Genomic DNA, 17,448 nt, shown 5'->3' on the forward strand with positions numbered 1-17,448 from the left:
CTGCTTCTTCTTGGCCTTCATGATGTTCGGCAGCGTCACATAGCGCGGCTCGTTCAGGCGCAGGTCGGTCGTGATGACCGCGGGCACCGAAAGAGAAATGGTCTCCAGGCCGCCATCGACTTCACGGGTCACGTTGACCTTGTCGCCGGCGACTTCCACCTTCGATGCGAAGGTGGCCTGCGGCAGGTCCGCCAGCGCGGCCAGCATCTGCCCGGTCTGGTTGGCGTCGTCGTCGATCGCCTGCTTGCCCAGGATGATCAGGCCGGGCTGCTCCTTGTCGACCAGCGCCTTCAGCAGCTTGGCGACTGCAAGGGGCTGCAGCTCCTCGGTGGTCTCGACCAGGATGCCGCGATCCGCACCGATGGCCATCGCGGTGCGCAGGGTTTCCTGGCACTTCGCATCGCCGCACGAGACCGCGATGATCTCGGTGGCGGCGCCCTTCTCCTTCAGGCGCACCGCCTCTTCGACGGCGATCTCGTCGAAGGGGTTCATGCTCATCTTGACGTTGGCAATGTCGACGCCGGTGCCGTCGCTCTTCACGCGCACCTTCACGTTGTAGTCGACGACCCGTTTGACGGGAACAAGGATCTTCATGGTTGGCACTCCTTCAGTCTTGATGTGAATTCACTCGAGCTTGGCGCCCGACTGCTTGATCAGGCGCTCCCAGATCGGGCGCTCCTTCTGGTAGGCGGCCGCGAAGGCCTCGGGCGAGCTGTCCTTGATCTCGAAGCCCATCGCCGCGACCTTGGCCTGCACGTCGGGCTGCTGCGTCGCCTTGCGCACCTCGTCGGCCAGCCGCTGCACGATCGGCTTCGGCGTGTTGGCCGGCGCCGCGATCGCCAGCCAGCCGGTGACCCGGTAGGCCTCGTCCTTCAGGCCCTGTTCGGCCAGCGTCGGCACATTGGGCAGCGTGCTCATCCGGCGTTCGCCGGTAACGCCGATGGCCTTGAGCTTGCCGGCCTCGATGTGCGGCTTGGCCACCAGCGCGCTGGCGTAGGCCATCTGGATCTGGCCGCCGATCAGGTCCTGCAGCATCGGTGCCTCGCCCTTGTAGGCGACATGGTTCATGTCGGCCTTCTGCGTCAGGCTCATGTGGGCGCCGGCCAGGTGCGGATAGGCACCCACGCCATAGGAGCCGTAGGCCAGCTTGCCCTTGTTCTCGCTCACGTACTTGAGCAGTTCGGGGCCGGTCTTGACCGGCACGCTCGGATGCACCACCAGCACCAGCGGCGCCATCGCGATCTGGTAGACCAGCGTCAGGTCGCGCTGCGTGTCGTAGGGCAGCTTCTCGTACAGGAACTGGTTGGTCAACAGCGAATTGCTCAGCGACAGCACGATGGTGTAGCCGTCCGGCGCCGCCTTGGCGACCGCGTCGGTGCCGATGATGCCGGCGGCACCGGGCTTGTTGTCGATGATCACGGGCTGGCCCAGGCCGGCCGCCAGCTTCTCGCCGATCACGCGGGCCAGCACGTCGGTGGCGCCGCCGGCGGCGAAGGGAACGACCATCTTGATCGGCTTGCTGGGCCAGGCGGGCTGCGCCTGGGCCGCCGAGAGGCCGCACAGCGCGGCGGCCGAGGCGGCGGCGCAGAGCCAGGCCCGGCGGGTCGTGGTCGATGGGGTCATGGGTGTCTCCAGGTTCGTTGGCTTGTCAGGGAGCGGTCGCTATTGCAGGACGACCTGCGTCTTGAAAGGCAGCCGGCCCAGCGCCTGCTGCAACTGCTGGCGCAGCGGCTCGGCCTGTGCGCCCGCGGCCGCGGCATCGATGCGCACCTTGAGCGCGGTGTCGCCATCGGCCTCGACCTGCGGCCGGGCCGCTGCGTCCAGGCCCAGTGCGGCGCAGGCCTCGCCGACCATCGCCTCGGCCACCCGGCGGGCGGCCATCGCGCGCAGCTCGGGCTTGTAGATCTTGCCGACATTGGTCATCGGCATGGCCTCGATCACGATCACCGAACGCGGCTTGGCGGGCGCCTCGTCGACCCGCGCGGCGGTGAAGTCGAGCAGTTCGGCTTCGCTGGCCGAAGCGCCGGGGATCAGGGTCGCGAACACCACCGGCAGTTCGCCGGCGTAGGCATCGGGCGCGCCGACCGCGGCGCACAGCTGCACCGCGGGGTGGGCGCCGAGCGCGTCCTCGATCACCTTCGGATCGATGTTGTGGCCGCTGCGGATGATCAGGTCCTTGGAGCGGCCGCTGAGGTTCAGGCGTCCTTCGCCGTCGAGCCAGCCGAGGTCGCCGGTGGCGAGCCAGCCGTCGGCCGTGAAGGCTTTCGCGTTGTCGGCCGGATCGACGAAGCCCGAGAACAGGTTGGGCGACTTGAACAGCACCATGCCTTGCTCGCCTGCGGGCAGGTCGCGCTCGCTGGCGTTGCCGTCGGCGTCGAGCGCCACGATGCGCAGCTGCGAATAGGGCAGCCGGAAGCCGACGCAGCCCGCCGGCCCGACCACGCCGGGCGGCGTGATGGTCGAGATGCCGGCCATCTCCGTCATGCCCAGGCTCTCGTGCACGTGCAGGCCGAACAGCCGCTCGAAGCGGGCCGCAAGCTCGGGCGCCAGCACCGCGGCGCCGGTGCGGCAGTAGTGGATCGACGAGATGTCGGCGCCGTCCAGCGGCACGTTGGCCAGCGCCGCGAGCACCGTGGGCACCGCCGACAGCGACGTCGGCCGGTAGGTCTCGACCAGCCGCCAGTAGTTCGCCAGCACCTGCTTGTTGCGCAGCAGCGCGGTGGTCGGGATGATCACCTCGACGCCGGCCGACAGCGAGGCCAGGGAGGCCGGCAGCACGCCGGCGACATGGAACAGCGGGTAGCCGTTGATCGAAGCATCGTTCGGCCCCTGGCCGGTCATGTTGACGCTGGCCCAGGCCGTGAACACCTGCGCGCCGTGGCTGTGGCGCGCGAGTTTCGGGGCGCCGGTGGTGCCGCCGGTGTGGAAGTAGGCGGCGATGTCGCCCGGCTGGATGTCGCGGCCGCTCGCCAGCCGGTCGTCGGGCTCGGCGGCGCGCAGGGCGCCGAAGTCGGCCACGCCCGCGGGCAGGTCGCCGGCGCTGCCGGGCGCCTCGTCGTGCGGCGCCACCCGCAGCACCGTGCTCAGGGTGGGGACCTGGCCGCGCAGGCGCATCGCCTTCGACCACATGCCGGACTCGGCGTCCGAGCCGTAGGCGATCAGCACCTTGGCGCGGCCCGCGGTCATCAGCGCCACCAGCTTCTCGTCGGTCAGCAGCGGATTGAGCGGCTGCACGATGCCGGCCGCCTCGCCGCCCCAGAGCGCCAGGTGGTAGTCGAGGCAGCCCGGCAGCAGCACCGCCACCGCGTCGTCGGGCCCGACCCCGAGCCGGTGCAGCAGGTTCGCGGTCTGGTGGATGCCGGCCAGCAGCTGCGCATAGGACCAGCGGATCGGCGCGTCGGCCGGGTCGCCGGTGCGCAGGAAGGTCAGCGCCGTCTTGTCGCCGAAGGCCGCGCCGGCGTTGCGGAAGATCTCGTAGGTGCTGCGCACCGTGAGCGCGTCGGCCAGCGGCGCGGCCTCGAGCTTTCGGATGTCGTCGAGGCTGCGAATCGGAAACGATGCGCGAAAGGGCGCTGCGCTCATGGTCCTGTCTCCTGCAAATGTCGTTGCGCGATCATGCGCCGCGCGGGCCGCGGCGCCTACCGTCGGCTACTGGTTCTTGATGTTGTTGTCGCGGATCACCTTGCCCCAGCGCTCGTGGTCCTGGCGCATGCGGGCCGTCATCTGCTCGGGCGTCTGGAAGGCCGCGAAGGTGCCCACGCCTTCGAGCTTGTCCTGCACTTCCTTGTCGGCCAGCGCCTTCTTGAGTTCCGCGTTCAGGCGCGCGATCACGTCCTTGGGCGTGCCGGCCGGCGCCAGCATGCCGCCCCACGAAGTCGCATCGAAACCGGGGAAGCCCTGTTCGGCGACGGTCTTCACGTCGGGCAGCAGGCCGAGGCGCTTGGACGAGCCGACCGCGATCGCGCGCAGGGTGCCCGAACGGATGTGCGGCAGCACCGCGATCAGGTCCGAGAACATCATCGGCACCTGGCCGCCGATCAGGTCGGTCACGGCCGGCGCGCTGCCGCGGTAGGGCACGTGCTGCATGTCGAAGTGGCCGACGTTCTTCAGGCTTTCGGTCGTCAGGTGGCCGAAGCTGCCGGCGCCCGCGGTGGTGTAGTTGAACTTGCCGCCGTCGGCCTTGGCCTTGGCGATCAGCGGCTGCAGGCCGGTGACATCGGGCAGCGACTTGGGGTTCACGACCATCACGATCGGCAGGTCGTAGGTGGTGCCGACCGGCGTGAAGTTCTTGAAGATGTCGTAGCTGGTCGGGCCATAGAGATGGCCGGCCAGCAGGGTCGGCGTGGCCAGCATCACGAGCGTGTAGCCGTCGGGTGCGGCCTTGGCCGCGATGGCTGCGCCGATGGTGCCCGAGGCGCCGCCGCGGTTGTCGATCAGGACCGGCTGCTTGAGGCCCTGGGCCATCTTCTGGCCGATGATGCGGGTCGCGACGTCGGTCGGGCCGCCGGCCGGGAAGGGCACGATGATCGTGATCGGCTTGGCCGGGAAAGCCTGGGCGAAGGCGCCGCCGGCGATGAGCGGCAGGGCCAGGGCGAGCAGGGCACGGCGCGCCGGGTTGCGAAGGGAAGCGGGAAAGCGGGAAGACATCGGGCAGGTTTCGATGGCGTCAGAGGACGCCGAGGGATTTCAGTTGGGAAAGCTTGTCGTCGGAAAGGCCGAGCAGCGACTGGAGCACGTCGTGCGTGCCTTCGCCGAGCTGGGGCGGCGCGTTGCGCACCGGCAGCCGCTCGCCGTCGAAGCGGTAGGGGGGCGCCAGCACGTTGACCGTGCCGGCCACCGGGTGCGGCTGGGTGGTCACCAGACCGGCCTCGGTGGCGCGCTTGGATTGCAGCGCCTCGAGCAGTCCGAGCACCTCGCCGCACGGGATGCCCGCGCGCGCCAGCTGCGCAAGCAGCGCGCCGCGCTTGCGGCGGCCGAGCTCGCGGTTGATCTCGGGCATCAGCGCCGCCCGGTTCGCGGCGCGCAGGATGTTGGTCTTGAAGCGCTCGTCGGCCGCGAGGTCGGGCCGTTCGATCACGTCGGTGCAGAAGCGCGCGAACTGGCTGTTGTTGCCGACCGTGATGACCAGCGGGCCGTCCTCGGCGTCGAACACGCCGTAGGGCACGATCGACGGGTGGGCGTTGCCGTAGCGCGGCGGGTCTTCGCCCAGCAGCAGCGCCTCCAGGCCGTAGTAGGCGGTGATCATCAGGCCGCAGTCGAACAGCGCCATCTCGACGTGGCGGCCACGGCCGGTCTTCTGGCGTTCGAACAGGGCCGCGAGGATGGCTTGGGCCGAGTACATGCCGGTGAACAGGTCGACCGCGGCGACGCCGAACTTGAGCGGCGGCTGGTCGGCCTCGCCGTTCATCGCCATCAGGCCGGCCTCGCCTTGCACCACCAGGTCGTAGCCCGGCCGCGCGGCCTCGGGGCCGGTGCGGTCGTAGCCCGAGATCGAGCAATAGATCAGCCCGGGATTGATCTCGCGCAGCGCCTCGTAGCCGAGGCCGAGCTTGTCGATGCCGCCGAACTTGAAGTTCTGGATCAGCACGTCGCTCTTCTTGACCAGCTCGCGCACGATCTCCTGGCCTTCGGCGGTCTGCAGGTCGATGGCGACCGAGCGCTTGTTGCGGTTGACGCTGTTGAAGTAGGCGGTCTCGGTCTTGCCCACGCGCAGGCCCCAGTCGCGGGTGTCGTCACCGCGCACCGGATGCTCCACCTTGATCACCTCGGCGCCGAAGTCGGCCAGCACCATGCCGCACCAGGGGCCGGCCAGGATGCGCGAGAGGTCGAGGACGCGGACGCCGGACAGGGGCAGGGCGCCGGTCATCAGTGCAGCTCCTTGCCGAGCGCGATGTAGCGCTGCAGGTGGTGGTCCTCGTCGCCGAGCTGGTGGTCGATCATCACCAGCCGCTTGGCGTAGTGGGCCAGGGGCAGTTCCCAGGTCATGCCGATGCCGCCGTGCAGCTGGATGCTCTCTTCGGCCACCCGCGCGCCGATGCGCCCGATGCTGAACTTGGCCGCCGACACGGCGCGCTCGCGCGTCAGGCGGTCGGCATCGATCGCGGCCGCGGCGTTGATGACGGCCGAGCGGGCCTGCTCGATCTCGAGCAGCAGGTCGGCCATGCGGTGCTGCAGGGCCTGGAAGCTGCCGATCAGCAGGCCGAACTGCTTGCGGGTGCGCAGGTAGTCGAGCGTGGCCGCCTTGGCCGCTTCCATGGCGCCGAGCGATTCGGCGCACAGGGCCAGCAGGCCGCGGGCAACGGCGCGCTCCAGCGTGGCGTGGCCCTGGCCTTCGGTGCCGAGCAGGGCGTCGGCGCCGAGCGCGAGCTTGTCGAAGCGCAGTTCGGCCACGCGGCCGCCGTCGATCGCGGGGCAGTCCCGCACCGTCAGGCCGGCCGTCTTCGCCGGCACCAGGAACAGCGAGATGCCGGCTTCGTCGTCGACCGTACCCGCGGTGCGCGCCGAGACCACGAACAGCTTCGCCTGCGCACCCTGCTGCACCACGACCTTGGCGCCATCGAGCACCCAGCCATCGCCGCTGCGCACGGCGCGGGTCTGGACGCGTGCGAGTTCGTAGTGGCCGCCGTCTTCGTCGTGGGCCAGCGCCGCGACGGTGGTGCCGCCGATGATCTCGGCCAGCAGGCTCTTCTGCGCCGCGCTGCCGGCGGCGGAGATCGCCTCGCCGGCCATCACCGCGCCCAAGAGCGGCTCGACCACCAGGCCGCGGCCCAGCGCCTCGAAGACCACCGCGATGTCGAAGCCGCCGCCGCCGTAGCCGCCGTCGGCCTCGCCGAACAGCGCGCCGATCACGCCGAGCTCGGCGAACTGGCGCCAGATCTCGGCGCTGAAGCCCTCGGGCGACTTGGCGATGCGGTCGCGGGTGTCGAAGGCGTATTGTTCCGCGATGAAGCGGTTCATGCTGTCGGCGAGCATGCGCCGGTCTTCGCTGTGTTCGAAATTCATACCCATACTCCGGCGCGCGGTGCGCGATTTGTCTCATTCCAGGAATACCGCGGAACCGGCTTTGCCGGGCCGCTGGTATTGCCCCCTGCAAGGGGGTGGGCGGCTACACGAAGTGAGCCAACCTGGGGGTGTGCCATCACAACCCGAGGATCATCTTGGAGATGATGTTCTTCTGGATTTCGTTGGAGCCGCCGAAGATCGACAGCTTGCGGTTGTTGAAATAGCGCGCTGCCGCGGCGGCAGCGTACTCGGGGCCGAAGGGAACGCCCTCGAAGCCGCCCTCGAGCGCCTCGGCCACGAAGGGCCGCGCCTGCGCGCCCATCGCGCGCCGCGCCAGCGACGAGATCTCCTGCCGGATCTCGGTGCCGCGGATCTTCAGCATCGAGCTCTCGGCCCCCGGCACGCCGCCGCCGGCCACGGCCGCGATCACGCGCAGGTTGGTGGTCTTCATGTTCTCGAGGTCGATCTCGACCTTGGCCAGGCGGGCGGCGAAGGCGGGATCGTCGGCCAGCGGCCGGCCGTTCTTCGTCTGCCTGGCAGCGATCGCCTTGAGCTGCGCCAGCGCGGCCACCGAGAAGCCGACGCCCGCGATGTTGGTGCGCTCGTAGGTCAGCAGGTACTTGGCGCAGGTCCAGCCCTTGTCCTCCTCGCCGACGAGGTTCTCGGCCGGCACCCGCACATCGGAGAAGAACACCTCGTTGACCTCGTGCTCGCCGTCGAGCGTGATGATCGGGCGCACCTCGACGCCGGGCGACTTCATGTCGATCAAGAGGAAGCTGATGCCTTCCTGCTTCTTGGCCTCGCGGTTGGTGCGCACCAGGCAGAAGATCATGTCGGCGTGCTGGCCGAGGGTGGTCCAGGTCTTCTGGCCGTTGACGATGTAGTGGTCCCCCTGGGCATCGATGCCCCGCACCGCCTGGGTCTTGACCGAGGCCAGGTCGGAGCCCGCGCCGGGTTCGGAGTAGCCCTGGCACCACCAGTCGCTGCCGTCGAGGATGCGCGGCAGCCAGTGGCGCTTCTGCGCCTCGTTGCCGTACTTGATCAGCACCGGGCCGAGCATGTTGACGCCGAAGGGCACGATGCGCGGCGCATGGGCCAGCGCGCATTCGTTCTCGAAGATGAACTTCTCGATCGCGCTCCAGCCCGGGCCGCCGTACTGCTCGGGCCAGTGGTTGGCGAGCCAGCCGCGGGCGTTGAGGATGGCGTGCCATTCCTGCATGTCGGCCTTCGAGAGGTGCTTGCCGGTGGCGACCTTGTCGGAGAGGCGGGCCGGCAGCTTGTCGGCCAGGAAGGCGCGCACTTCGCTGCGGAAGCCTTCTTCTTGGGGAGTGAAATTCAAGTCCATCGCTGATGTCTCAGTAGATTTCGAACAATCCCGCAGCCCCCATGCCGCCGGCGATGCACATCGTGACGACCGCGTACTTCGCGCCGCGCCGCTTGCCCTCGATCAGCACGTGGCCCGCGAGCCGCGCGCCGGTCATGCCGAAGGGGTGGCCGATCGAGATCGCGCCGCCGTCGACGTTGAGCCGCTCCGACGGAATGCCCAGCTTTTCCTGGCAGTAGATCGATTGCGAGGCGAAGGCCTCGTTGAGCTCCCACAGGTCGATGTCGTCGACCTTGAGACCGTGGCGCGCCAGCAGCTTGGGCACCGCGAACACCGGGCCGATGCCCATCTCGTCGGGCTCGCAGCCGGCCACCGCGAGGCCGCGGAAGGCGCCCAGCGGCTTCAGGTTGGCGCGCTCGGCGTCCTTGGCTTCCATCAGCACGCAGGCCGAGGCCCCGTCCGACAGCTGCGAGGCATTGCCGGCGGTGATGAACTTGTCGGCGCCCATCACGGGCTGCAGCTTGGCCAGCGCCTCGTAGGTGGTGCCGCGGCGGTTGCAGTTGTCCTCGGTGGCGGTCACTTCGCGCTGCGTGACGGCCTTGGTTTCCTTGTCGGTCACGGCCATCGTGGTGGTGCAGGCCACGATCTCTTCCTTGTAGCGGCCGGCCAGCTGCGCTTCTTCGGTCTTGCGCTGGCTTTCGGCCGAGAAGCGGTCTTGCGCCTCGCGGCCGATCTTGTAGCGCTGGGCCACGATGTCGGCGGTCTCGATCATCGCCATGTAGAGCGCCGGCTTGTGTTCCTGGATCCAGGGGTCGATGCCGCTGTCGCCGGCATCGGTGGCGCTGCGGCTGCGGATCTGCGAGATGCTCTCGACGCCGCCGGCGATCATCGCCGGGGCGCCGTCGACCACGATGCGGCCGGCCGCGATGGCGATCGCCTGCAGGCCCGAGGCGCAGAAGCGGTTGACCGTGGTGCCGGCGATCGAGATCGGCAGGCCGGCGCGGACGATGCTCTGGCGCGCGATGTTGCGCCCGGTCGTGCCTTCGGGGTAGCCGCAGCCGAGGATCGCGTCCTCGATCAGCGCCGGGTCCAGGCCCGAGCGCTCGACCGCGGCCTTGACCGCGAAGGCGGCCAGCGTGGCGCCGGAGGTGATGTTGAATTCGCCGCGGTGCGCCTTGGTGAGCGGGGTGCGGGCGGTGGAAACGATGACGGCTTCGCGCATGGTGATGGCTCCTTAGTCAGTTGAGGACAGGGCAAAAACTGCTTCGCAGTTTGTTGGTCTGTCCCGCAAGGTCTCAGTCTTGATTGAGGCTGGCGAAATCCGCGCCGCGTTCGACCAGCTCGACCAGCAGCGGCGAGGGCTTCCAGAACACGGGGTCCTGCTGGGCGAACTCCCGGATGTCGGCCAGCACCTTCGGAAGGCCCACCATGTCGGCGTACTTCATCGGACCGCCGCGGAAGCGCGGGAAGCCGTAGCCGTACAGGAAGGTCACGTCGACGTCGAGCGGCCTGAGCGCGATGCGCTGGTGCACGACGTTGGCGCCCTCGTTGACCATGGCCGCCATGTAGCGGCGCATGATCTCGTCCTCGCTGAAGCTGCGCGGCGTGATGCCGGCGCGCTGGCGCTCGGCATCGATGATGGCCAGCACTTCGGGATCGGGCTGGCCGGTGCGCGCGCCTTCGGGGTAGAGGTAGTAGCCGCGCTGGGTTTTCTGGCCGAACCAGCCGCGTTCGCAGATGCGGTCGGCCACCTGAACGTAACGCGCCTGGGGGTCGCGGGTGGCGGCCTTGCGCTTGCGCGTGGCCCAGCCGATATCGCCGCCGGCCAGGTCCGAGACCTGGAACGGGCCCATCGGGTAGCCGAAGTTGCGCACCGCGGCGTCGATCTCGTAGGGCGAGGCGCCGTCTTCCATCATGTGGTCGGCGGCCTGGCGGTACACCGCGAGGATGCGGTTGCCGATGAAGCCGTCGCAGACGCCGGCGCGCACCGGCACCTTCTTGAGCTTTTTCGCCAGCTCGAAGCCGGTCGCGACCACGTCGGCGCTGACCTGGGCCGGCACCACGATCTCGAGCAGCTTCATGATGTTGGCCGGCGAGAAGAAGTGCAGGCCGACCACGTCGCCGGGCCGCGAGACGCTGGCCGCGATCTCGTCGATGTCGAGGTAGGAGGTGTTGGTGGCCAGCACCGCGCCGGGCTTGCAGACGCGGTCGAGTTCCGCGAACACGGCCTTCTTGACCGCCATGTCCTCGAACACCGCTTCGACCACGATGTCGGCCTTGGCGAGCGCATCGTAGGAGGTCGAGCCCGAGAAGCGCGCCATCACGCCGTCCTTGGCCTCGGGCGTCATGCGGCCCTTCTTGACCAGGCCGTCGTAGACCTTCTCGACGTTGGCGCGGCCGCGCGCCAGTTGCACATCGTCGCGCTCGATCATCGTGACCGGCACGCCGGCGTCGAGCATCGCCACCGCGATGCCGGCGCCCATGGTGCCGCCGCCGATGATGCCGGCCGAGTCCAGGGCGCGCGGCTTGGCGGCCTTGGTCTCGGGGGCCTTGAGCACTTCGCGCTCGGCGAAGAAGGCGTGGATCAGGCCGGCGCGCTGCGGGCTGTCGATGCATTGCAGGAACAATTTGCGTTCGAGCGCCATGCCTTCGTCGAAGGGCTTGGTGAGGGCGGCTTCGACAGCTTCGATGATCTTCATCGGCGAGAACAGGCCGCGGCTCTTCTTCGCGGTGTCGGCGCGTGCGGCTTCCAGCGCGGCGCGGCTGGCTTCGGCATCGGCCAGTGCCTGGGCGTCGCGGGTGCGGCGCACCGGCGCTCGGGCGGCGATCAGTTCACGGGCATAGGCCAGGCCTTCGGGCAGGGCGTCGGTGCCTTCGCCCAGGCGGTCGACCAGGCCCAGCGCCAGCGCTTCCTTGGCGCCGGCGTGGCGGCCGCTGAGGATCAGTTCGAGCGCCGCCTTGGCGCCGATCAGGCGCGGCGCGCGCTGCGTGCCGCCGGAGCCGGGCAGCAGGCCCAGCGCGACTTCGGGCAGGCCCAGCTTGGCCGAGGGCACGGCCAGGCGGTAGTGGGCGGACAGCGCGATCTCGAGCCCGCCGCCCAGCGCTGCGCCCTGGATCGCGGCCACCACCGGCTTGCTGCAGTTCTCGATCGCCAGGCAGACCTCGGGCAGCGACGGCGGCTGCGGGGTCTGGCCGAACTCGCGGATGTCGGCGCCGGCGATGAAGTTGCGTCCGGCACCGACGATCAGCACGGCCTTCGCTTCGCCGTCGGCCTCGGCCGCGGCGATCGCGGCGGCCAGGCCGCGCCGCACGTCGACGCCCAACGCGTTGACCGGCGGGTTGTCGATGGTCACGACCAGCACGTCGGCTTGGCGCGTGAAGCTCACGGGGGAGGCGGAAGAGGGGGTGGTCTGGGCCATGGCATGTCTCCGATTGCTTGAGAGGACGGTTCATCCCGGGATGAACCCCGCATTCTTGATCCGGCTCCGGTCTTTGACAATTGCATTGGCCATTGACAGACTGTCAAAGGATTTTTGACACAATTGATCGCCATGGACCTGCAATCGCTGACCCTGCTGGTCGAGATCCTCGACGCCGGCAACCTGAGCGCGGCCGCGCGCCGGCTGAAGATGAGCCGCGCCAATGTCAGCTACCACCTGAACCAGCTCGAGCGCTCGGTCGGCGCCCAGCTGGTGCGCCGCACCACGCGGCGCGCCGAGCCGACCGAGATCGGCCTGCGCCTGTACCAGCACGGCCTGGCGATCCAGGGCGAGTTGCTGGCGGCGCGGGAGTCGGTCACCACGCTGGGCCAGAGCCTGCAGGGGCGGGTGCGCCTGAGCGTGCCGAGCGGCTACGGCCAGCTCGTGATGTCGGGCTGGCTGATCGACTTCAAGCGGATGTACCCGGGCATCGTGCTCGACGTGCTGTTCGAGAACCGCATCGAGGACCTGCTGCGCGACGAGGTCGACATCGCGATCCGCGTGATCCCCGAGCCGCCGCAGAACCTGGTGGCGCGCGAACTCGGGCCGGTGCGCTACGTGGCCTGCGCATCGCGCGGCTATGCCGAGGCGAACGGGCTGCCGACCCAGCTCGACCAGTTGCAGGGCGCGCCGGTGGTGACCTCGGCCGTCGTCGGCCGCCAGTTGCGCGTGTCGGCCTACCAGGGCGAGGAGCGGCGCGAGGTGATCCTCGAACCGACGCTGATCTCCGAGAACTTCCTGTTTCTGCGCCAGGCCATCCTGGCCGGCCTGGGCATCGGGCTGGTGCCGGACTACGTGGTGCTCGACGACATCCGGCGCGGCGAGGTCCTGACCACGCTCGACGACTGGCGGCTCAGCATCTTCGGCACCGGGATGTACATGCTCTACATGCCGAACCGGCAGCACACGCGGGCCATCCGGACCTTCATCGATTTCATCCTGGAGCGGGTGCGTGGCGGCGCTGCCGCCGGGCCGCCGGCCACCTAGCGGGCGTCGTTTCGCGCGGATGCCAGCGCGCCCCGGAGGGTCTTGCAACGCGGTCAGAATACTGGTTATTCATCCAGTATCCGGCGCCCGCCATGGACCTCCAGCAGAAACTCGCCATCCTCGCCGACGCCGCCAAGTACGACGCCTCCTGCGCCTCCAGCGGCACCCGAAAGCGCGACTCGCTCGACGGCCGCGGCATCGGCTCGACCGAGGGGGCCGGCATCTGCCACAGCTACGCGCCCGACGGCCGCTGCATCTCGCTGCTCAAGATCCTCTTGACCAACCACTGCCAGTACGACTGCCTCTACTGCGTCAACCGGGCCTCCAGCAACGTGCCGCGCGCGCGATTCCGCGTCGACGAGGTGGTGCAGCTCACGCTCGACTTCTACCGCCGCAACTGCATCGAGGGCCTGTTCCTGTCCAGCGGCATCATCAAGTCGCCCGACCACACGATGGAACAGGTGGTCGAAGTGGCCCGCGCCCTGCGCGAAGACCACGACTTCCGCGGCTACATCCACCTGAAGACCATCCCCGATGCCAGCGACGAGCTGCTGCTGCGCGCCGGCCGCTACGCCGACCGCCTCAGCATCAACGTCGAGCTGCCGACGGCCGCCGGCCTGAAGGCGCTGGCGCCCGAGAAGGACGAGGGCGCGATCCGGCGCTCGATGGCGCGGCTGCGCCTGCACATCGACGAACGCGAGGACGCCAGCCGCCGTGTGTTGCCGATCCGCGCGCTGCCGTCGGCCTCGCCCCGCGCCGCGAAGCCGCCGCGCTTCGCGCCGGCCGGGCAGAGCACGCAGATGATCGTCGGCGCCGACGCCACCGACGACCGCGGCATCCTGGCGTCGAGCGCCACGCTCTACGGCGCCTACCGCCTGAAGCGCGTGTACTACTCGGCCTTCAGCCCGATTCCCGATGCGGCGCGCGCCTTGCCGCTGCAGGCGCCGCCGCTGATGCGGGAGCACCGGCTGTATCAGGCCGACTGGCTGATGCGTTTCTACGGCTTCGCGCACGACGAGATCGTGGCTGCGCCCGACGGGCTGCTGCGGCTCGATGTCGATCCCAAGCTGGCCTGGGCGCTGGCGCATGAAGACCGTTTTCCGGTCGACCTCAACACGGCGCCGCGCGAGTGGCTGCTGCGCGTGCCCGGCCTCGGCGTCAAGGCGGTCGCGAGCCTGCTGCAGGCCCGGCGCGTGCGGCGCCTGCGCGCCGAGGACCTGCAGCGGCTGCACGTGCCGGCGCGCAAGGTGCTGCCCTTCGTGCAGGTCGACGGCCATCGGCCGGCGGCGGCGGGCCGGGCGCATGGCGAGGCGCGGGCGCGCCAGGCCCGTCAGCGGCAGGAGGTCCTGTTCTGATGCCCCGGACCTGCGTGCGGCTCGACGGCGCGGCCGACAGCGAAGGCTTCAGGCGCGAAGCCCGCCGGCTGCTCGCGCAAGGGGTCGATCCCGGCGCGGTCGACTGGTCGGACGACGCCGCGCAGCACGGCCTGTCGGGCGCGCTCTGGGCCGATTTGCCGGCCGAGGGCGGGCCCCCGGTGGCGGCGCCCGCGGCGCCTCGGGTGCCCGCCGCGTTCGCGGCCCTCTGCGGCGACGCCCTGCTGCACGGCGAACCCCAGCGCTTCACCTTGCTCTACCGGCTCTTGTGGCGGCTGCTGCACGAGCCGGCGCTGCGGCACGATCCGCTCGACGCCGACATGCTGCGCGCGCAGCAACTCGCCAGGGAGGTCCGGCGCGACATCCACAAGATGCGGGCCTTCGTGCGCTTCACCCGCGTCGACGGCGATCGCCATGTCGCCTGGTTCGAGCCCGAGCACCACATCGTCGAAGCCAATGCGCCGTTCTTCATGCGCCGCTTCGCCCGCATGCGCTGGGCCATCCTGACGCCCGAACGCTGCGTCGAATGGGACGGCGCCGAGCTGCGCTTCGGCCCCGGCGCCGACCGCCGCGAGAAGCCGCCGCCCGATGCCGGCGAGTCGCTCTGGCTGACCTACTACGCCCACATCTTCAACCCGGCCCGGCTCAAGCTCGCGATGATGCGGCGCGAGATGCCCCGCCGCTACTGGCACAACCTGCCCGAGGCGGCGCTGATCGAGCCGCTGTCGGCGGCGGCCGGTGAGCGCAGCCGCGCCATGATCGAGGCGCCGCCGACGCCGGCGCGGCGCATCCGGGCGCCGATCCCGCTGCATCCGCTGCCGGCGCAAGGCGCCGTGCCGCAGTCGATCGACGAACTGCGTCTCGCCGCCAACGCCTGCCGGGCCTGCCCGATCGGTGCGCTGGCGACGCAGGCGGTCTGCGGCGAGGGACCGCTGCAGCCGCCGCACATGCTGGTCGGCGAGCAGCCCGGCGACCTGGAAGACCTGGCCGGACGGCCCTTCGTCGGTCCGGCCGGGCAGCTGCTCGACCAGGCCATGGCGCGCCTGGGCTGGCCGCGCGATGCGGTCTACCTGGCCAACGCCGTCAAGCACTTCAAGTACGAGCTGCGCGGCAAGCGCCGCATCCACAAGACCGCCGCCCAGCGCGAGGCCGAGGCTTGCGCCGGCTGGCTGGCGCACGAGATCGCGCTGGTCCGCCCGCGAGCGCTGGTCGCGCTCGGCGCCACTGCCGCCCGCGCCTTGCTCGGCCGGCCGGTGGCCGTGCAAGCCGAGCGCGGGAGCTGGCTCACGGAGCGCAGCGATGGCCTGCCGGTCTTCGTGACGCAGCATCCGTCGGCGCTGCTGCGGCTGCCCGACGACCAGCGGGCGGCCGCCTGGGCGCGCTGGCTGGCCGACCTGGCGCTCGCCCGGCAGCGGGACTGAGGCCGGGCGATGGGACAATCCGTCCCATGACCACCCCCGCAGACACCCTCACGATCACCCGCCCCGACGACTGGCACCTGCATGTGCGCGACGGCGCCGCGCTCCAGGCCGTGCTGCCGCATTCGGCGCAGCAGTTCGGCCGCGCGCTGATCATGCCCAACCTGCGTCCGCCCGTGACCACCGCGCAGCAGGCGCTCGACTACCGCGCCCGCATCCTCGAGGCGCTGCCCACCGGCTCGGCGTTCCAGCCCGTGATGTCGCTCTACCTGACCGACAAGCTGCCGCCCGACGAGATCGAGCGCGCCGCCGCGGCCGGCGTTCGCGCCCTGAAGCTCTACCCCGCGGGCGCCACCACCAACAGCGATGCCGGCGTGACCGACATCCAGAAGACCTACGCCACGCTCGAAGCGATGCAGAAGCACGGCCTGCTGCTGCTGGTGCACGGCGAGGTGACCGACCCGGCGGTCGACCTGTTCGACCGCGAGGCGGTGTTCATCGACCGCGTGATGATCCCGCTCAGGCGTGACTTCCCGGAGCTCAAGGTGGTGTTCGAGCACCTGACCACGCAGGAAGGCGCCCACTACGTGCGCGACGCGAATCGCTTCACCGCCGCCACCATCACGGCCCACCACCTGCTCTACAACCGCAATGCGATCTTCACCGGCGGCATCCGGCCGCACTACTACTGCCTGCCGGTGCTCAAGCGCGAGACGCACCGCGTCGCGCTGGTCGAGGCCGCCACCAGCGGCAGCGACCGCTTCTTCCTGGGCACCGACAGCGCGCCGCATCCGGCCGCGCTCAAGGAGCACGCGCTGGGCTGCGCCGGCTGCTACACCGCGCTGACCGCGATCGAGCTCTACGCCGAGGCCTTCGACAACGCCGGCGCGCTCGACAAGCTCGAAGGCTTCGCCAGCTTCCATGGCCCCGACTTCTACGGCCTGCCGCGCAACACCGACCGCGTGACCTTGCGGCGCGAAAGCTGGACCGTGCCCGAGACCGTGCCCTACGGCGATGCCACGCTGAAGCCCCTGCGCGGCGGCGAAACCGTGGCCTGGAGGCTGGCGTGAAAGGCGCTGCGCGGGTCATGCTGCTGGTCGACGCCGACAACGTGTCGGCCGACGTGATCGAGCAGGCGGTCGAACGCACCCTGGCCGAGCACGGCGCGGTGCACGTGCGGCGTGCCTACTGCAATGCAGAGACCGCGCTCAAGCAGCAGGCGCTCTTCAAGCGGCTGTCGATGCGGCCGATGGTCAACCTGTCGGCCGGCAAGAACAGCACCGACATCGCGCTGGCGGTCGACGCCATCGACCTGGTCATCGCCGAGCGGCCGGACCTGGTGGTGCTGGTGTCCTCGGATTCCGATTTCGCCCCGCTGGTGATCCGGCTGCGCGAAAAGGGCTGCCGCGTCTGCGGCATCGGGCAACAGGGCAAGACCGGCGAGGAGACCGTCGCGATCTACGACAGCTTCATCGACCTGCAGCACCATCCGGCGTCGTCGAAGGCGGCCGCGGCGCGCCCTGCGGCCAGGCCGGCCGCCAAGGCCGCGCCCGAGCCCAAGCCGGCCGCCAAGCGCGCCACGCGCGCGCCGCGCCGCGCCAAGGCCGAAGCGCCCGTGCCGGCGCCGCGCGCGCCGGTGCTGCCCGACGACGTGCTGCACATCCTGGACGCGGTGGCCGAGCTCGGCATGGGCAACAAGGTCGAGCTCAATGTCGCGGCCGAGCGGCTGCGCGCCGCCAAGCTGCTGGGCAAGAGCGCGAGCTCGCCCAAGCTGTTCAAGAAATACCCCGAACTGTTCCTGCTGACGCCCGAGAAGACGCCCAACAAGGTGCAGTACATCGGCCCGATGCCGGCCTGAGCCGGCG

At 70.1% G+C, this 17,448-nt stretch carries 14 protein-coding genes; 5 read left to right on the forward strand and 9 right to left on the reverse strand.

Annotated elements, in window-relative coordinates; all coding sequences use genetic code 11:
* From QTI33_RS04300 to QTI33_RS04340, 9 genes are all read right to left on the reverse strand, one after another.
* The coding region (locus QTI33_RS04300) for an electron transfer flavoprotein subunit beta/FixA family protein (RefSeq protein WP_286504547.1) at positions 1-594 on the reverse strand (594 nt) is incomplete at its 3' end.
* A gap of 30 nt (positions 595-624) precedes the next feature.
* Positions 625-1,623: a Bug family tripartite tricarboxylate transporter substrate binding protein gene (locus tag QTI33_RS04305; RefSeq protein WP_286504548.1), complete on the reverse strand. Its 999-nt coding sequence runs from the start codon at positions 1,621-1,623 to the stop codon at positions 625-627.
* 39 nt (positions 1,624-1,662) lie between these two features.
* A complete protein-coding gene (locus tag QTI33_RS04310; RefSeq protein ID WP_286504549.1) occupies positions 1,663-3,582 on the reverse strand; it encodes an acyl-CoA synthetase in 1,920 nt (639 codons plus the stop codon).
* 66 nt (positions 3,583-3,648) lie between these two features.
* Positions 3,649-4,647, reverse strand: coding sequence for a Bug family tripartite tricarboxylate transporter substrate binding protein (locus QTI33_RS04315; protein ID WP_286504550.1), 999 nt, complete (start codon positions 4,645-4,647; stop codon positions 3,649-3,651).
* 19 nt (positions 4,648-4,666) lie between these two features.
* Positions 4,667-5,866, reverse strand: coding sequence for a CaiB/BaiF CoA transferase family protein (locus QTI33_RS04320; RefSeq protein WP_286504551.1), 1,200 nt, complete (start codon positions 5,864-5,866; stop codon positions 4,667-4,669).
* Complete coding sequence (locus QTI33_RS04325; protein WP_286504552.1) at positions 5,866-7,002, reverse strand: acyl-CoA dehydrogenase family protein; 1,137 nt, start codon at positions 7,000-7,002, stop codon at positions 5,866-5,868. The genes QTI33_RS04320 and QTI33_RS04325 overlap by 1 nt, the downstream gene beginning before the upstream one ends.
* Positions 7,003-7,138: 136 nt before the next feature.
* A complete protein-coding gene (locus QTI33_RS04330; protein WP_286504553.1) occupies positions 7,139-8,347 on the reverse strand; it encodes an acyl-CoA dehydrogenase family protein in 1,209 nt (402 codons plus the stop codon).
* Positions 8,348-8,357: 10 nt separating this feature from the next.
* A complete protein-coding gene (locus QTI33_RS04335) occupies positions 8,358-9,548 on the reverse strand; it encodes an acetyl-CoA C-acyltransferase (protein ID WP_286504554.1) in 1,191 nt (396 codons plus the stop codon).
* Between the two features lie 73 nt (positions 9,549-9,621).
* Positions 9,622-11,745, reverse strand: a complete 2,124-nt coding sequence (locus tag QTI33_RS04340; RefSeq protein ID WP_286504555.1) for a 3-hydroxyacyl-CoA dehydrogenase NAD-binding domain-containing protein — start codon at positions 11,743-11,745, stop codon at positions 9,622-9,624.
* A 132-nt stretch (positions 11,746-11,877) separates the two neighbouring features.
* Here QTI33_RS04340 and QTI33_RS04345 point away from each other — a divergent pair, with 132 nt between their 5' ends.
* The 5 genes from QTI33_RS04345 to QTI33_RS04365 all read left to right on the forward strand — a co-directional run bounded on the left by QTI33_RS04345 (position 11,878) and on the right by QTI33_RS04365 (position 17,441).
* On the forward strand, positions 11,878-12,792 hold the full coding sequence (locus QTI33_RS04345) for a LysR family transcriptional regulator (RefSeq protein WP_286504556.1): 915 nt from the start codon (positions 11,878-11,880) through the stop codon (positions 12,790-12,792).
* Between the two features lie 92 nt (positions 12,793-12,884).
* Entirely contained in the window at positions 12,885-14,147 is a 1,263-nt protein-coding gene (locus QTI33_RS04350) for a putative DNA modification/repair radical SAM protein (protein ID WP_286504557.1), read from the forward strand.
* Positions 14,147-15,586, forward strand: coding sequence for a UdgX family uracil-DNA binding protein (locus QTI33_RS04355; protein WP_286504558.1), 1,440 nt, complete (start codon positions 14,147-14,149; stop codon positions 15,584-15,586). The genes QTI33_RS04350 and QTI33_RS04355 overlap by 1 nt, the downstream gene beginning before the upstream one ends.
* Before the next feature lie 26 nt (positions 15,587-15,612).
* Entirely contained in the window at positions 15,613-16,653 is a 1,041-nt protein-coding gene (gene pyrC / locus QTI33_RS04360; RefSeq protein ID WP_286504559.1) for a dihydroorotase, read from the forward strand.
* Positions 16,650-17,441: an NYN domain-containing protein gene (locus QTI33_RS04365; RefSeq protein ID WP_286504560.1), complete on the forward strand. Its 792-nt coding sequence runs from the start codon at positions 16,650-16,652 to the stop codon at positions 17,439-17,441. Before pyrC ends, QTI33_RS04365 begins: the two co-directional genes overlap by 4 nt.
* The last annotated feature ends 7 nt before the right edge of the window (positions 17,442-17,448 follow it).

The sequence above is a fragment of the Variovorax davisae genome, assembly GCF_030316845.1.
Classification (GTDB): domain Bacteria; phylum Pseudomonadota; class Gammaproteobacteria; order Burkholderiales; family Burkholderiaceae_C; genus Variovorax; species Variovorax davisae.

Coding starts and splice junctions, on each gene's coding strand:
- QTI33_RS04305 (WP_286504548.1), bottom strand. CDS start 1,623: ATGACCCCATCGACCACGACCCGCCGGGCCTGGCTCTGCGCCGCCGCC.
- QTI33_RS04310 (WP_286504549.1), bottom strand. CDS start 3,582: ATGAGCGCAGCGCCCTTTCGCGCATCGTTTCCGATTCGCAGCCTCGAC.
- QTI33_RS04315 (WP_286504550.1), bottom strand. CDS start 4,647: ATGTCTTCCCGCTTTCCCGCTTCCCTTCGCAACCCGGCGCGCCGTGCC.
- QTI33_RS04320 (WP_286504551.1), bottom strand. CDS start 5,866: ATGACCGGCGCCCTGCCCCTGTCCGGCGTCCGCGTCCTCGACCTCTCG.
- QTI33_RS04325 (WP_286504552.1), bottom strand. CDS start 7,002: ATGAATTTCGAACACAGCGAAGACCGGCGCATGCTCGCCGACAGCATG.
- QTI33_RS04330 (WP_286504553.1), bottom strand. CDS start 8,347: ATGGACTTGAATTTCACTCCCCAAGAAGAAGGCTTCCGCAGCGAAGTG.
- QTI33_RS04335 (WP_286504554.1), bottom strand. CDS start 9,548: ATGCGCGAAGCCGTCATCGTTTCCACCGCCCGCACCCCGCTCACCAAG.
- QTI33_RS04340 (WP_286504555.1), bottom strand. CDS start 11,745: ATGGCCCAGACCACCCCCTCTTCCGCCTCCCCCGTGAGCTTCACGCGC.
- QTI33_RS04345 (WP_286504556.1), top strand. CDS start 11,878: ATGGACCTGCAATCGCTGACCCTGCTGGTCGAGATCCTCGACGCCGGC.
- QTI33_RS04350 (WP_286504557.1), top strand. CDS start 12,885: ATGGACCTCCAGCAGAAACTCGCCATCCTCGCCGACGCCGCCAAGTAC.
- QTI33_RS04355 (WP_286504558.1), top strand. CDS start 14,147: ATGCCCCGGACCTGCGTGCGGCTCGACGGCGCGGCCGACAGCGAAGGC.
- pyrC (WP_286504559.1), top strand. CDS start 15,613: ATGACCACCCCCGCAGACACCCTCACGATCACCCGCCCCGACGACTGG.